General features: G+C 52.9%; 9 protein-coding genes. 4 read left to right on the forward strand and 5 right to left on the reverse strand.

The window, feature by feature from the left end; all coding sequences use genetic code 11:
* Positions 1-3: 3 nt before the first annotated feature.
* The 3 genes from MHI24_RS15355 to pnuC are packed head-to-tail and all read right to left on the reverse strand — an operon-like array spanning position 4 to position 2,616.
* Positions 4-897, reverse strand: a complete 894-nt coding sequence (locus MHI24_RS15355; protein ID WP_340026695.1) for an NUDIX hydrolase — start codon at positions 895-897, stop codon at positions 4-6.
* Complete coding sequence (locus MHI24_RS15360; protein WP_340026459.1) at positions 878-1,942, reverse strand: AAA family ATPase; 1,065 nt, start codon at positions 1,940-1,942, stop codon at positions 878-880. The genes MHI24_RS15355 and MHI24_RS15360 overlap by 20 nt, the downstream gene beginning before the upstream one ends.
* A complete protein-coding gene (pnuC, locus tag MHI24_RS15365; RefSeq protein ID WP_340026460.1) occupies positions 1,939-2,616 on the reverse strand; it encodes a nicotinamide riboside transporter PnuC in 678 nt (225 codons plus the stop codon). The genes MHI24_RS15360 and pnuC overlap by 4 nt, the downstream gene beginning before the upstream one ends.
* Positions 2,617-2,844: 228 nt before the next feature.
* Between pnuC and MHI24_RS15370 the strand changes: the two genes are divergently transcribed.
* A complete protein-coding gene (locus MHI24_RS15370; protein ID WP_340026461.1) occupies positions 2,845-3,351 on the forward strand; it encodes a hypothetical protein in 507 nt (168 codons plus the stop codon).
* Between the two features lie 399 nt (positions 3,352-3,750).
* On the opposite strand, the gene MHI24_RS15375 is transcribed toward MHI24_RS15370, so the two are convergent.
* On the reverse strand, positions 3,751-5,856 hold the full coding sequence (locus MHI24_RS15375; protein WP_340026696.1) for a TerD family protein: 2,106 nt from the start codon (positions 5,854-5,856) through the stop codon (positions 3,751-3,753).
* Between the two features lie 521 nt (positions 5,857-6,377).
* On the opposite strand from MHI24_RS15375, the gene MHI24_RS15380 reads away from it, so the two are divergent.
* From MHI24_RS15380 to MHI24_RS15390, 3 genes are all read left to right on the forward strand, one after another.
* Complete coding sequence (locus tag MHI24_RS15380; RefSeq protein WP_340026697.1) at positions 6,378-6,779, forward strand: RidA family protein; 402 nt, start codon at positions 6,378-6,380, stop codon at positions 6,777-6,779.
* A gap of 234 nt (positions 6,780-7,013) precedes the next feature.
* Positions 7,014-8,216 carry an ATP-binding protein gene (locus tag MHI24_RS15385; RefSeq protein WP_340026462.1) on the forward strand — a complete coding sequence of 401 codons (1,203 nt, stop codon included), beginning with the start codon at positions 7,014-7,016 and terminating at the stop codon, positions 8,214-8,216.
* 21 nt (positions 8,217-8,237) lie between these two features.
* Positions 8,238-8,996, forward strand: a complete 759-nt coding sequence (locus tag MHI24_RS15390; RefSeq protein WP_340026463.1) for a hypothetical protein — start codon at positions 8,238-8,240, stop codon at positions 8,994-8,996.
* Positions 8,997-9,268: 272 nt separating this feature from the next.
* Here the strand turns inward: MHI24_RS15390 and MHI24_RS15395 are convergent, their stop codons facing one another.
* Complete coding sequence (locus MHI24_RS15395) at positions 9,269-11,782, reverse strand: hypothetical protein (protein WP_340026464.1); 2,514 nt, start codon at positions 11,780-11,782, stop codon at positions 9,269-9,271.

The raw sequence follows: 11,782 nt of genomic DNA on the forward strand, positions 1-11,782 counted from the left end.
AATTCAGACTTCTTCCCAGCTCCGCTCGTACAAGCGGCGGGAGGGTGTGTGCTCCGTAGGCTCTGTGTACAGGTTAGTCGCGGTTACAAGCGCAGATACCTTGTCTAAGAAGACCGCCTTCAGCAGCTCCTGGCCGAGAATCACCTCGTAGACCTGCTGCAGCTCTGCCAGGGTGAAACGTTCGGGCATCAAGTGCAGCGCACTGCCGGTTGTCTCTGTCTCCTGGCGCAGCCGTTCCATGGCATAGGCAATAATCTTAGCGTGATCAAAAGCCAGTCCGTCATTCGACAAGACGGCATACTGTACCGATCTGGCCGCCGGAGTAACCTTCACCGTCTGTTCGATCACCGCTGTCAGCACCTGCCCGGCCGCTTCCAGCCGCAGCTCATAAGTGCGGGTACGGATGCAGCCTTGCTCCAGCCGCTTTTTCTGCTCCCGCTGAAGCTTATAGCTCACCGTGAACCAGGCAGCAGCTGCCGCATCATCTCCCGCCTGCAATTGGATGCGGCGGCTGTCGGCCAGCGCCATATAGCTGCTGCTGATCACCCAGGTGCGGGGATCGCGCCCGGGGTCGCTGAAGGTGCGGAGCTGCTCCAGATGAACGCCGGCCACGCCGGTCTCCTCCTGCAGCTCGCGTGCGGCCGCCTGATCCGTGGTCTCGTCCGGCTGGACGAAGCCGCCCGGCAGCGCCCACTTCCCCAGGCAAGGGTGTCCGCCCCTGCGAATTAGCAGGAGACGCAGCTCCTTCGCTCCAGCCCCGGAACCCTCGTCCGCTTTTGCATCCGTAACGGTGAAAATCACCATATCCGCCGCCACGGAGGGCCGCTCATAATCTCCGGCCCGGTACTGCTCCAGGAATTCACGCTCTGTAAGTCCGTTATGGTCTCTCAATTCCAGCTCCAACGGTTCCGCCTCCTTCTGTTTCTGGTTCAATTTGCACCAGCTCCCCGAAATAATTCCCGTACGGCTTGAACCGGGCCAGTACCCGGTCTACCTTCTGTATCCGCTCTTCCAGTGTTCCCTTCAGCGGAATATAGGGAATCCGCCGCTCCTTCAGGTCCGCGATAATCTGCTGGTGGAATACATGCCGCTTCTGGTCCCCGCTGCGGTCCCAGGTATCGTCATACGGAATATCATCCCCGCACAGGAAGAACAGGTCATAGCGCTGCGCGTTCTCCAGAGCCAGCCGGGTCAGCAGCCCGGGGGCCTTCCCATGGTAATCCAGCGCATACATATACGTAGTAATCGCATTCGTATCGACGAACAGATACCTATTGGCATCACGCAGTGCCTGCTCCTCCCGTTCCAGATGTCCCACCGCGATCTCGTCAAAAGCCTCCAGCCCGATCCGGCGGTCCACCTGATGCTCCGTCCAGTAGTCCCGCCCGTATTCGCTGGCGAAGGACGTACCATACTTCAGGGCGAGCGCTTCGGTGATGGTGGACTTGCCGGTTGACATCGCCCCTACGAAGACGACCTTCGTAATTAAATCGCGGTAGACGATATCGCTGACATAATTACGGTATTTGTAAGGGTCCGAGCGGACCATCGTGGCCGATACCGGCACCTGCACCCGCGCTTCATCCACCCGCCGGTCAATGGCTCCCAGCGCCAGACTCATATGCGCCCCGTAGAACTCGCTTGAATAGAAGTGGGTTACCTGCTCGCCGTTCAGCAGACCGAGGATATACTGCTCTTCCCGGATCTCATGCTCCCTGTCATCCGAGTATCCGTCCGGGCCGTCCCAGGCCTCGATCACCCGGACCGCCGGATAGAGACTGCGAATCCAGTTCGCCCGAACCTGGAGCGGAACCGGAGAGACGGCGGTCTCATAGATCACCACAATCAGCTCATCTACCTCCTGCAGCGCCGTCTCGATCATGAACTGGTGTCCCTTGTGCAGCGGCGCGAACTTCCCGAGGGTCAATCCGAGTGTTGTCATGCCAGTGCCTCCTTCGCCCCTTTATTCCAGTTGTAGTAGCCATAACCGGCGTTCAGCAGATAGGCACTCCACATCACGATCATCAGCAAGCCTTCCCCGCTGCCTTCGATGGTCCGGATCACCCAGAGCAGTACAGTGAACATATTCAGTACAATATAGACCAGCCACTGCTCCTTGAAACGCCGCACCATCAGGATCGTCGCCACTACAGATAACACCGTAGTCAGGGCATCAATATAAGGTGAATTCTGCTCCGGGATGAACGACAGGCTGTAGCCCAGCAGCAATGCCCCGGCGATACAGATCACGGTGGTCAGTACCACACCCCCGGCCTTCATCTGGCGCATCGACAGCTTGCCGCCCTGCATATTCCGGCTCCACATATAGAACCCTATAATGTTCATCGGCACGAAGAACAGCAGATTCAGCATGACCTCCCCGAACAGCCCGTTAATATACGCCAGGTAGGCGTATCCGAACGTATTATACATCCCGAACCCGTAGCTCGCCAGCTTCCCCTTCGCCGTCAGCACCACGCACAGTACCCCGGTAATGAAGACCGTGAACCCGAAGAGTGAATCCTTGGATATCACCGTAAAAATCACAGCAATCAGCGTAAAAGTCATCAGCCAAACGAGTTCAAACCCGCTCCAGCTGCCCATTACCCTCTTCATGCTCATCCCTCCGCCAACTTATTAACTATTTGATAATTACAATTTGTTAATATCAAGATAACAGAATTATTGGCATGATGCAAGCCCGATTTCCCACAGCTTATGTGATAGCCGTCTTCAGCCGCCTGGTCCCGTTGAAGCTCTCGACAGGGTTCGGGGCGGGACGTTACAATATGAGAAACCTTATACAGCAGAGTTCAGAACCGCAAAGGGAGGCAGGTGAAGCTATTGAGCCGCAGGACGCGGATCTTCCTTGGCATGACCATTATATTAATGCTTGCGGCAGCAGGCTTCATCACCCGGTATGACTCCTCCAGGGCGAAATACGAGATATTCCGGGAGCACCGCGGGCAGTTTGAGGCTGTGAAATCGGAGACTCTGCTGCTGATGGACAGCCTGGACGAACGGAGCACTATCGGGAATACCTTCATCTATTCCAATCATGATCTTGCCGCTGCCCCCCAGCTTCATGAGAGCATGAATACTGGCCTGCAAGACAAAATCAAGCAGCTCGCCTCATTGTCCGGAGACAGCCTGGACTTCGTGCGCTACAGCAGGCAGGACGGGAAGCCGCTCCTCAGGTTTATTTTCGACTGGGAAAGGGAGCATGGTCCCACCTATCATATCGTGTATTGCACAAGCCAGAGCATGGTTGAGCAGGCCTACGCAGCAGAGCCGGTTAAGTATAAGCTGACTTCACTTGGAGATAGCTGGTACGGGATTGAGATTGAGTAGGTTCCGCCCTAACAAGTGAAGAATACTGGTGCCTTCTCTCACCGGCCGCTTGTAAGCAGCAGCATTGTTGCACATTTTGCAGAATTCCTTTCTAAAAGATACTAGCTGAAGTACAATGTTGCATTATTTGCACAAATTTCGAAATTTAGAGCAAGTTAGCGTTGGATTTGTTGCAATTTGTGCAGGATTTCAGGAATAGACCAATTCTATGAGGCAGCATTGTTGCACATTTTGCAGGATTTCTCTATAACTGTTACTGGCTGTGGAGCATAGCACCCTTCCCTCCTCACAGCAGACCCATCGTATTCGGTTTTCGCAAGCACTAAAAGAAGGGGTGTCCCACGCCAGTGATGGCTGAGACACCCCTCTTTTTATAACCCAACAGGTTGCCTGCTCTGCTCACACCACATATTCAGCCATAATCTGCTCGATGTGATACGGAGTCACTCCCTGGTCCACCGAGAATACGCTATCCGCCTGCTCCGGAGATTCGGCCAGCTCGCCCCGGGCCTTGGCATGCAGCGTGAACAGATCATACAGATCAGGCTTCTTCAAGGAGGTCATTGCCTTGCCGATGATCACCATCCCCTTCTGATTCGCCTCCACATTATTCGGATAGAACGGGTCTCTCGTCAGAGACAGGTCTGTCCAGATGACGGTACGCTCCACCAGATCGAGTATGACCGGAACGGCCAATTGGGTATCTGCTGTGACATCGATTTTGTTCGCCACCGTCGCTGGCTCATAGATTTCACCGGACCCGGGCTTCTTCCGCATCATCCAGCCGGTGAAGCATTCTGGCAGATTGCAATACGGATGACCGGTGAAGGAATGGAGCGTAGCCACCACATACCGCCCGCCGTACTCAACGATAGAGGGAATGTGCAGGTCGATGAACTCACTGGCACCGTAGGGCGCTGTTACAATATCTCCGCTATGGGTTGCATGATATTGTGCTGAGCGCAGATTCGTATAAGAGATATGCTCCATATACCGCCAGTTCTCGTCGTACATCACTGCAGACAGGTCAATATCCACACGCCCTGTAGGGGTACCGTCCACCTTCCCTTCCTTCCACCAGCAGAAGAAACGGACCGTGTTCCCTTCCGCCAGCGGAATCCGGCTTCCCCGCACCAGCGTATGCAGCGCCTTGCTGGCCGACCGCTGGGAGAACGGCACAAGATAGTCCTTCAGGCGCTCATCCACATATACTTTTCCCAAAGATTGCTGGGCAGCAAACCGCGCCACCAGCGTCTGCTCGCACAGGTCCACCATATCCCGGCAGTCTTCTTCACTGATCTCCGGCAGGGTGTTAGGGGTAGCCCAGGCTTTGGCGACATTGCCCTTGGGGAAAAACACCCTCAGCTCCGACAGCTCCCGCTGGTGCGCGAAGTAGTTCTTCACCTGCAGCAGCACCGGGGTGGACACCTGGTCTGCCACTTCTCTGAAGGCCATCACCACGTACTCCGGCTCGCGGGTCATCCGCATTAGCTTCGCCAAGCGGCGAGCGAATTCGCCCGGGCGCTTCACCAGCAGATCCAGTGCCGTCCAGAGCTGCTGGTACTGAAGGGCAAGCTCTACACTGCCGTTATAGGTGGTGAAGGGCTTTTTATTACGTAGAACGGCAAAAGCTTCCTCACACCGCATATACCGCTGCCTGTATTCCGAAGGATGCAGGATTTCGCCAAGGCGAATCCAGCGCTCCCGGTACCGCAGCATATCCTCGGTGATTGTCTGGCACCGTTCCAGGAGCCCCAGCAGCAGCCGGCGCTCACGCCGCTTGAACTTGCGGAAGCGGGTGGGCAGGGCCAGACTGACATCGCCGTCCGACCATGCTACTGCCAGCCGCAGTACATCGGTCGCTGTTTTGAAATAAGGGCTTATTCTGGCCACATCCGCCTTCTCATGCTTAAGCAGCGAGGCAGCCACGAATCCGGCATTCTCCTTGAACGGGATTTCCGGCGGCAGCAGCTCATCCAGCTCTGCCGTTGGTGTGTTTGCAATGACAGTATCGATATCCTTCTGATCCTCTGCCGAGATGGAGCCGTTGGCTTCGATCAGCTGACGGATCATGGTCCGGAACTCCGTGAGGCTGCCCAAGTCAATCACCTTCAGCGTTACCTGCTCCTGAAGCGGTTCTTTCTGTACAGGCTTATCGTAAGGCACTTCCCAGGTATAGTAATGGTACATTGCATTGAAATACAGCTCCGCCTCATCCTCCTGCATCACCTGCTCCGGGAATCCCGGATACATCGGAGCATAATTCACATGCGCGCCTACCATCCTTTTCACATCGGCAATCATCGGATAGTACAGCTGCTCGAAAGCCTCGCGGGACAGCCTCTGGACCGCCCGGAACAAGGCAGGCGACAACGTGTACCCCAGCCCTTGGAGATTGCGGAGGGCTGCGGCCAAGTACCCTTTCGGAAGCCGTTTCGCATCAGCTGTGGAGTGCTTCACCATCATTTTGCCTGCTCTGCGCAGGTAGATTCTATTCATGTTCATATTCATACTACAGTGTCCAGGAGAGCCGTATCCCTACACGGTTAAGGTTCCATTGGTTTAGAAGGAAGGAATACAATAGCCTGGACGCCTCCTCTCAGGTTAAACATCCTTCAGGAGAGCTGCGGCCCTAATTCATCCAATTGAGTAGAAGGAAGGACCGCAATAGCCTGAAGATCTCCCGGCTGACGTGCAGCCGTTTGATGGCTTTATCTTCGCATACGATCCGGCAGGCCAACAGGGCGAAAGTATTACGACATTGGAGAAATTTAACTTTAGCCCTACATTCATCGCCCGCTCTGGCGCAGATTTTTATTTCCCGGAAGCGCATGTTATCATTGTAAAGTAGGTCAAATTTGAAGGATTAGGAGGGATACCTGATGAAAAAGAGATCGATTCAATATCTGTCTGCCGGAATCGGGTATTCGACTGCTGTTTTCTTTTAGAATCCATGCGGACGGGATAAGTCTGTCCAATTTTAAGAGATACTACAAAAAACAGCGAACCTAAAGGAGACTTACATGATGAGCCTAAATAACAATGTCATTCAAAGATATAACCCTGAGAATATAGCGAAGCCGGTCGGAAGCTACAGCCATGTCACCAAAATCAGCCGGGATGCTGAAATGTACGTCTTCTCCGGCCAAATCGGGATCAATCAGAACAATAATATCCCTGCCGACTTCAACCAGCAAGTAACCAATACCATGAGTAATATTGTCGGCATTCTGTCCTCACAGCAGCTGACCCCGGACCATGTCGTCAAAGTCAACATTTGGGCCACCGAAGAAATCGATTGGGACCATTTCTATTCCATCTGGAATGAAGTGTTCGGCCCTACGCCTCCCTCGATGACGGTTGCCTACATCCAAGGATTAGGGCTGCCTGAATTGAAGATTGAACTGGATGTCTGGGCCGCAGGTTAGAGCGTAGTGTAATTTATAACACCCAAGGCAAGCTTTAGAAGGTATCTAAAGGCTTGTTTTGGGTGTTTTTTGGACTGGACCGCATTAATTAAGGGTTAAAGGTGTGTTTTTCAAGCGCATTTGTTAAGTTAAGATGATTTATGCATCATTTCTCCTAAAAGGTCAATCACAGCTGTTAAATCATACCTCTTAGGGATATACTATAAGGGAATAATGTTGCTGAGGGGTGATCATTTGAAGCTCAGAGTGAAGGATGTCTTTATTGCAGGTGCCCTTCCGATTCACACCTATATTTCCCGCAAGTCGGAGTTTGGGTTAACCTATGAATTCCGTCTTCATAACGTGATTGATATGGTTGGTTTTCTAACTTCAATTGTTGGCCCATCCAAAACAGGCAAAACCGTTCTATGTGACAAAGTCATTGGCTTGGACGGATACGTCGATTTTATAGGAAGCGACTTTAAAGATACCGTAGATTTCTGGGAGACGATTGCTAATAAAATTGGTATTTCCCTCGAACGGGATCATACAGAAATCCGCACGATTGAAGGTCAAGGTCTTGCCGGAACAAAAGAAGGAATCACAACCTCCGTCACGGAATCTTTCCGCTCCAACAAAGATAAGGTTATCCAATATTTTATAGCCAATAACTTAGTCCTGCTGTTAGATGATTTCCATTACGCTTCACCAACCAAGCAATTCGAGATCGCCTATCAGCTCAAAGATGCCATTCGCAAAGGTCTGCGAACCATCATTATATCCTTGCCTCACCGTTCGGATGACGCTATCCGGAAGAACGCTGATTTAAGCGGGAGACTGAACCTGATCAATATCGAGCCCTGGAATACAAATGAATTGCGGGAAATTGCTATTGCAGGCTTCAACAAACTAAATATGCAAATCGATCTGAGGATTGCCGACAATATTGCGCAAGAGAGTCTATCTTCTCCTCAACTCATGCAATCAATCTGTTATAACCTTAGCATGATCCTCGACATCGACAATACAGAGCAGCCTGTGATGCCAGATCAAGCGCTTCTGACCCAGGCTTACAGAATGACCTCATTAAACCTTCTTGCCTACCAGGAGGTTGCCAGAAAGTTAAAAACGGGTCCTAACCCCCGGGGGCAAAAAAGAAAAACCTATTTGACTATAAAAGGTGAAGAAACTGATATCTATGAGTTGCTTCTTAAAGCGATTGCTGACGATCCGCCAATTGTAAGTCTCTCTATCGACAGCATCAAACGGCGAATTGATGTGTTACTTGGCAGCAATGCTGACAAACCGGACCGGGTTAAAATCAAAGCAGCCATTGATCAGATGCAGACAATTATGCAGAGCAGCGAACCGATGTATCAGGTGTTTGAATTTAAGGATGATGAAGTTTACATTCTAGAACCGCTATTTCTGTTCTTTTTGCGCTGGGGTAATGTTTAACTAGCTGAAGGGGGATTCTAATTGACTACGATTAATGAAGATAGGCTGCAAGTTATCGCTGCGCTTCAAGCGCAAGTTCATTCCTTTCCGCAGGGACAAACGGCTGATTTCAGCGGATGGATAGATACTACCAGCCGGACTTTAGAGCGCCTCTTCTCCGATCAGTCTATAGCCCCGAGATTTGTCCTGGTCACCAGGGGAAGTACGGCCCAGGCACAAACATATCTGAAAAATTTAATTGCAGATGTCAATGCCGGATTGTTTGACCCCTCCAAGCCACTTAATGAAATCGATGAAGTTCATTTTCATCTTATCATGAGCAGAGTTCTTAAGAATTTCGATAAACATATTTACGAAATGTATCAGAGACCCGTACATGGTAATGGAACTTTGAAGCAGGAGAGCCTCGCTGAAATTTCACTAGGGAATGAATATGATGTTCAGCGCTTGCTATATTCACTGCTCCGTCCCCTTTTTCCTGAAGCAAGAGTTGAGGTGCCCACTGACGGAGGATACAAGGGCTATCGCTTCGATCTATTTATAGATTCCTATGAAACTGTAATTGAAGTGAAATGCACTCGTCCCAATATGTCAGAGCGGAAGCTCACCGAGGAAATTGGCTCAGATGCATTTCATTATCCGCAGAAGCACCTCTATTTCTTGATCTACGATAAAGCTAAAATCATTACAAATGTTGAAGCATTCTGCAAGAACTATAGCAAGGCTCACGATTCCAAGCAGATACAAACCATTGTGATCCAACCGGTTAGTATAATATAAGAAAAAACAGGAAAAACAGGGGCTATCCCAGAAGCTATGAAACGGCTGCTTGGGATAGCTCTTTATGCTGAAGTAGATTCAGCGTGAGCACTTGGGGGAGGGGGACGCTCCGCAACTACCTGCGCGTTAGCAAATGTATGCTGTTTTTCGCATACATTCGGGCCTCACGCCTGGCGCGCCAGCAAATGTATGCTGTTTTTTGCATACATAATCCCCACATTAAGAGGGGCTGCCACTTTTGCGACAGCCCCTTTTCATAATTGCCTAAAAAATCACTCCCCCACCGTCTTCTTCCCCGCCCTCTTCTCATACACCACAGGATAACTCTCGCTGCCCAGCAGTATCCGCTTCCCCTGGAACTCATCATAGATGTTCACACGGACCGTTCCGCCGGTGAGGGCCTTGTACGCCCGGTTGTTCAGCGTAAAGGACAAGGTGTCGGATACTCCGGCCCCTGTAAGCTCTGCCTCCAGCGGCAGAAGCTTCTCCGCAGGCTGCCCGAACGGATCAAGCAGCTCTGCCACGAGCTTATGCTCATTCGCTCCCGCTGCGTACAGCGCACTGCGGGTTAAGCGGTAGCTCAGCTTCGTCTCGATCGACTCCCGGTCCTCTGACATCGTAGCCGTGGCCTGGGTCACGGACAGCGAGAACGGGAACAGCCCCAGCTTCTGAAGCGACGGCAGCGGGGCGGGATTCGCGATGTTAAGCGCCAGACCCGCAGTCTGAATATAGCCGGTCGGCGACGCCCCGGGTGCCGTCAGCTTTCCGTCTGCGATGCCTTCCCCGAGATAGAGAGTCAGCTCTGAAGCATTAATCTCCGGCGGGAGCTTGCTCCAGACGGTGACGAGACTTTGCTCCTTGGCATTCAGAGATGCCTCGGATTGGCTGATCACTGCCTCGAAATACTGATGATCCGGGGTTCTGTAGTAACCCACGAGCTGCGCAGGCTGGGTTCTCCGCAGCTCCTCGTTCGTCATCATCAGCTCCGTGTAGATCAGCTTGGAATCAGTACCCGGATAGATGCGGGTCTGCCGCTCCAGAAGCTCTGCCTTCTTGCCGGTCAGCCTGATAGGAAGCGGCTCTCCGGCAGCCACAGTGCTCAGGGTATTGTCCACTTGGCTGGTGAACAGTGTCAGGAAATTAGCCTTGGCTTCACCCGAGGCATATTGCAGAATAATCTTCAGCTTCATCAGATTATAAGAATAGGGCAGGTGCCCCGCAATATACAGCACCGCCGTCTCCTGCGGGGCCAAATGGCTGACGGAGCCGTCAATTACGATCTGCGCGCTGCCGCTGATATCTTTATCCCCTGCCTTCAGCAGCGCTGTAAGCGCCGGGAGCTGCACCGTAGTTTCACCTGTATTGCGGAGGCTGACCTTGGCCACCACCTGATCCTGGTCCGACCACGGCAGACGGTCCACCGCTTCGAGCTTGACGGTGAAGGTGCCCAGAGGGTTCTGCACAGGGTATTCTGTGGCCAGCAGATGGTCCGGCTGCAAGGAGTACGGAATCTGGAAGATAGCCACCGGCAGCGCAATCCGGTTCTCTTCAGCAGGCTCGGTCATGTGCAGCCGGAGCACTCCCTGATTAAGCTTCAGGGGCAGCTCTGCACTGAGCTCCACCGTCCGTTCCTCCAGCGGCTTTAAGGTAAGGCCCGCAAGGGCTGTATTATTGACCGGGTAACCGTAGCCTTCGGCCGTGGTTAGACGAAGCGGGTAGGCCGGCAGCGTTACCGCCTGATTGCCGGTGTTCCGTACACGGAATTTCAGGCTCCACTTCGCCAGATTGTCCTCCGAATACACCGCCGCACTGGCTAGTTGGGTATCTATCGTGCTGTCATTGACCTTGAGCCGTTTCACGGCGTTCGCGGGTACATTCAGGTCAGGCGTCTCTGCTGCGGGCAGCTTATACTCAGCCACCGGCAGCTTTAGTTGCAGGGTACCGTCCTCCTGGACGAACCGCAGCGACATATTGTCCAGCTTCATATAGGAAGGAATGTCCGCGAGATAATACAGGGTTCTTTGCTCCTTGGGCTGAACCTTGGCATCGCTCTTGTCGGGGGTCAGCTCAAACACCGAGCCCCCCGGAGATACCAGATATCCCTTTAGACCAGTATCTGTAAGCACCTTGGCCCCCGAGTTGGTGAAGCTGACTCCAAGCTTGGCATACACTTTCCCGTCCACTTTATAGATGTGCAGGCTCTCCGCCTTGACCGTCACCGGCAGCTCTCCCAGCATCAGCTGCCTGCTCTGGCCCCTTGCGGTCACCGTAGAATAAGAGCCCGGAACCGTGAAGGCTCCCAGCTTCTTCTGGTAATCGGCCTGGCTAAAGTCCCAGCCGTACAGGGCAATGCGGACGCCGTTAATCTTGGCAGCCTTGCCCGCATTAACATAATACGTCACCCGCTGGCTACCCCCTGCCGGAATGGACTTAATCGCAGCACTGCCCGTCACCGGCTTGCCTTGAATCACAACGCCGCTTGAAGTGGTAACCTTGGAGAAATAGTCGATCAGGCTGACGCTGTTACCGGTCCCGTTGTAATAATGCAAGGTATATGTCAGGACATTCCCGCCCTCTTGAGGCAACAGGGCAGCATCTGTCAGCTTCACGCTCACACCCTGCTTCAGCGCAATCGTTCCCAGCCCTTCCAGCTTGGACACGGCGGCCGGGGCCGCTGCTCCCGTTGCAGGCCCTGCTGCGGCTTGAGCCGCCCCGAAGGCCAGCGACTGGCTGAGAACGGCCAGAGTGACCATGAGGACCGCCTGTTTTCTGGTAGAGTAACCCAT

The organism is Paenibacillus sp. FSL K6-1096 (assembly GCF_037977055.1).
Lineage (GTDB): Bacteria > Bacillota > Bacilli > Paenibacillales > Paenibacillaceae > Paenibacillus_AQ.